Annotated in this window: 3 protein-coding genes; all 3 read right to left on the bottom strand. The window is 63.0% G+C overall.

Features of this window, described 5'->3' with window-relative positions; translation table 11 throughout:
* Positions 1-15 precede the first annotated feature (15 nt).
* Genes B3605_RS24970 through B3605_RS24960 form a run of 3 tightly spaced genes read right to left on the bottom strand, consistent with a single transcriptional unit; the run spans position 16 to position 3048 of the window.
* Entirely contained in the window at positions 16-987 is a 972-nt protein-coding gene (locus B3605_RS24970) for an ABC transporter substrate-binding protein (RefSeq protein WP_296436810.1), read from the bottom strand.
* Between the two features lie 58 nt (positions 988-1045).
* A complete protein-coding gene (locus B3605_RS24965; protein ID WP_296436809.1) occupies positions 1046-2167 on the bottom strand; it encodes an ABC transporter permease in 1122 nt (373 codons plus the stop codon).
* The gene (locus B3605_RS24960; RefSeq protein WP_112945376.1) at positions 2164-3048 is read right to left on the bottom strand and encodes an ABC transporter permease; all 885 of its coding nucleotides are present in this window, start codon (positions 3046-3048) and stop codon (positions 2164-2166) included. The genes B3605_RS24965 and B3605_RS24960 overlap by 4 nt, the downstream gene beginning before the upstream one ends.
* Between the last annotated feature and the right edge of the window lie 257 nt (positions 3049-3305).

The raw sequence follows: 3305 nt of genomic DNA, 5'->3' as shown, positions 1-3305 counted from the left end.
TCTGGCCGCCGCCCGTTACTTGGCGGCCGCGTCGGTGATGTCGTGCTTCCCGGCGCCCGTCGGTTCCTTGCTGATGATCTTCTGATCGAGCAGGGCCTTGGCGGTGCGGTCGTAGAGCGTGGTGTCGAGCTTGCCGGTGCCGTCGCCGATCAGCTTGGCCACTTCGCTCATCATCCGCTTCTGGTGGTTTTCGTCCTGACCGCCGGCATCGACGACGATGCCTGCCGCATCATCGGGGTTCTCGACGGCGTACTTCCAGCCCTTCATCGAAGCCTTGACGAACCTGGCCATCTTTTCCTTGAAGGCCGGGTCCTTCAGCTTCTCTTCATTGGCGTAGAGGCCGTCCTCGAGCAGGTCATTGCCCATGGCGGTGTAGTTGAAGACCGTCAACTCCTCAGGCTTGAAGCCGGCATCGATCGCCTGCCAGTATTCGTTATAGGTCATGACGGAGATGCAATCGGCCTGCTTCTGCAGGAGCGGCTGAACGTCGAAGCTCTGCTTCAACACGGTCACACCGTCCTTGCCGCCATCGGTCTTGAGGCCGATCTTGTTCATCCAGGCGAAGAAGGGATATTCGTTGCCAAAGAACCAGACGCCGAGCGTGTGGCCCTTGAAGTCAGCTTCGGTCTTGATCGGGCCGTCCTTGCGGCAGATCAGTTCCATGCCGGACTTCTGGAAAGGCTGGGCGATGTTGACGAGCGGAACCCCCTTTTCTCGGGCAACCAGCGCGCCGCCCATCCAGTCGACGATCACGTCGGCGCCGCCGCCGGCAATCACCTGCTCGGGCGCGATATCAGGACCACCCGGCTTGATGTCGACGTCGAGGCCTTCCTCTTCGTAGTAACCCTTCTCCTTGGCGACGTAGTAGCCGGCGAACTGCGACTGGGTGACCCACTTCAGCTGAAGCGTCACCTTGTCGGCGGCCATCGCGTGGCTTGCCGCCATCGCCATGGCGCTCGCCATCATTGCAAGAACCAGTTTTTTCATTTTCTTGTTCCCTTTTTCTTTCTTTACGCCCGACCCCAGTGTCGGGAATAAGCGACGCCTAGCCACCACGGATAGACGGATGCCAGAACGTCACCGCCCGCTCAGCGAGGGCGACGACGCCATAAAAGATCGAGCCTGCCAGCGCCGCGACGGCGATTTCGGCCCAGACCATGTCGACATTCATGCGGCCGATCTCGGTGGAGATGCGGAAGCCCATGCCGACGATCGGCGTACCGAAGAACTCCGCGACGATGGCACCGATCAGCGCCAGCGTCGAGTTGATCTTCACTGCATTGAAAATGAAAGGCATGGCCGCCGGCAGACGCAGTTTCAGCAGCGTCTGCCAGTAGCTGGAGGCGTAGGTCTGCATCAGGTCGCGCTCCATCGGACCGGATGCGGCAAGGCCGGCGACGGTGTTCACCAGCATCGGGAAGAAGGTCATGATGACGACGACGGCGGCCTTGGACTGCCAATCGAAGCCGAACCACATGACCATGATCGGGGCAACGCCGATCATCGGCAGCGCCGAGACCATGTTGCCGATCGGCAGCAGGCCACGGCGCAGGAAGGCGACGCGATCGGCAAGGATGGCGACGACGAAGCCCGCGCCGCAGCCGATGACATATCCGGCGAGCACGGCCTTGAAGATCGTCTGCCTGACATCATCGCCGAGGATCGGGAGCGATCCGACGATGCGGGCGGCAATTGCGCTCGGCGGCGGAAGGAGCACGAAGGGGATGCCGGCGCCGCGCGTGGCGGTTTCCCAGAGGATCAGGATCCAGGCGCCGAAGATGGCGGGCACCAAGAGCCGTAGCGCCGTATCGTCGGCGCGGGTGTTGGTTCTGATCTCGACGATCTCGCTGACCGTGCGCCAGGCAAGCAGCCAGCAGGCCGCCATCAGCAGGAAGAAGGGCTTTGCCGCGTAGCCTTCGTTCCCAGTCAGGCTCGACAGCAGAAGCCAGGCGCCACCATGGGCGCCGATGAAGAGCACCGTTGCGCGGCTGGTCTTCGACTGCGGCAGCAGGGAGATGAGAGCGGATGCCGCGATCAGGATGAAGGTGATCGCCGTCATGCCTGTCGATGGTGGCTTGCCTGATGCAGCGGAGAACAGCGGCAGCGTTGCCGCGGCGGCGATGGTGAGCAGGAGGGCGACGATCGACTGCCAGGATGCGTTCTTCATGCCGACCTCCCGCCCATGGCGCGATCGACGATCCTGGCGGCGATGCTGACGACCATGATCAGGAGCGCCGCCAGCAGCGAGCCGGCGATCAGTGCCGCCCAGATGTCGATGGTCTGGCTGTAATAGGAGCCGGCAAGCAGTTTGGAGCCGATACCGGCTACCGCTCCCGTCGGCAACTCGCCGACGATGGCGCCGACGAGGCTGGCGGCGATCGCCACCTTCATCGAGGTGAAGAGATAGGGCACGGAGGCCGGCACGCGCAGTTTCCAGAAGGTCTGGGCGGGCGAGGAATTATAGGTGCGCATCAGGTCGAGCAGCATGACCTCAGGCGAGCGCAGGCCCTTCACCATGCCGACGGTGACGGGGAAAAAGGAAAGATAGGTCGAGATCAGCGCCTTGGGGATCAGGCCGGTGATGTTGATGGCGCCCAAGACGACGATCACCATCGGTGCGATCGCCAGGATCGGGATGGTCTGCGAGGTGATGATCCACGGCATCAGGCTGCGGTCGAGCGCCTTGATATGGACGATGCCGACGGCGATGAGGATGCCGAGCAGCGTGCCGAGCGTGAAACCGAGCACGGTGGAGGAGAGGGTGACGCCCGAGTGATAGACGAGGCTGCGGTTGCTGGTGAGCTTGCGCAGGAAGGTGTTCTCGAAGACGTTCTGCGCCACCTGATGCGGGGCTGGCAGGAGGGGTTTCGGCTGCGATAGGGTTTTCTCGATGAACTCCATCGTGGTCGGGGTCTGGCCGGCGCGGGTGTCCATGTCGCGCTGGAAGGAGGCGTTCATCAGGATGGCCGCGATGTACCAGATGGCGACGAGGGCGGCCAGGATTGTGGTGACGGGGATGATCTTGTCTCTGAGGGTGTCTGGGGTCATGCGGCTTGCCTCGCATTGGCGAGGGTGTGTGGTGGGTTACCCCCCTCTGTCCTGCCGGACATCTCCCCCACAAGGGGGGAGATCGACTCGTTGCGGGACCTTCGCCAAACAATGAGCGTGGAGCGAGCGGATGCCTCCAGCCAATCTCCCCCCTTGTGGGGGAGATGCCCGTCATGGCATAGTGGGGAATCCCCGCTCCGCCGCCCGCTTCTCACCAGCCGATCAACCGATCAAGCCGCAACCGCACCCTGCTTGCG

The sequence above is a fragment of the Rhizobium sp. UBA1881 genome (assembly GCF_002338015.1).
Classification (GTDB): Bacteria; Pseudomonadota; Alphaproteobacteria; order Rhizobiales; family Rhizobiaceae; genus Rhizobium.
Note: the sequence above shows the minus strand (reverse complement) of the source record. Positions and strands in the feature narration are given on the sequence as shown.

Coding starts and splice junctions, on each gene's coding strand:
- B3605_RS24970 (WP_296436810.1), bottom strand. CDS start 987: ATGAAAAAACTGGTTCTTGCAATGATGGCGAGCGCCATGGCGATGGCG.
- B3605_RS24965 (WP_296436809.1), bottom strand. CDS start 2,167: ATGAAGAACGCATCCTGGCAGTCGATCGTCGCCCTCCTGCTCACCATC.
- B3605_RS24960 (WP_112945376.1), bottom strand. CDS start 3,048: ATGACCCCAGACACCCTCAGAGACAAGATCATCCCCGTCACCACAATC.